Origin of the sequence: Desulfobacter latus, assembly GCF_013389365.1 — a bacterium.
GTDB lineage: Bacteria > Desulfobacterota > Desulfobacteria > Desulfobacterales > Desulfobacteraceae > Desulfobacter > Desulfobacter latus.
Window position 1 is genome coordinate 1 of the sequence record NZ_JACADJ010000213.1, and the last position, 328, is coordinate 328.

At 51.5% G+C, this 328-nt stretch carries 1 protein-coding gene; it reads left to right on the forward strand.

The features are described from left to right. Positions 1 to 91 precede the first annotated feature (91 nt). On the forward strand, positions 92 to 328 hold a 237-nt coding region (locus HXW94_RS19335), incomplete at its 3' end, for a type II toxin-antitoxin system HicA family toxin (protein ID WP_218576838.1).

The window sequence follows — 328 nt, forward strand, 5'->3', positions numbered from 1 at the left end:
TGCTTGAGGCCAATGGTGTGGATGTTGGACTGGAAACCTCTTTTGAGGTCTTTACCCGGCGGTTTGAGATTGCACAGCGGGCAGCAGTTTGATGGGGGATTATACCAAAGATCTTAAAAAATTTCTGAGGGAGAATGGATGTACATTTGAACGGCAGGGTAAAGGTGATCATGAAATCTGGTACAGCCCTGCCACAGCTATGATGAAAATCGAAGACCTGATATGGGATGAAGCCATCTATCCCCGCGCCCCTGTGAGCCAGAAGACGGTGGACGCCTATGTCGAAACCCTGTCCATCGGGGCGCAGTTTCCGCCGGTCAGGGTGCAG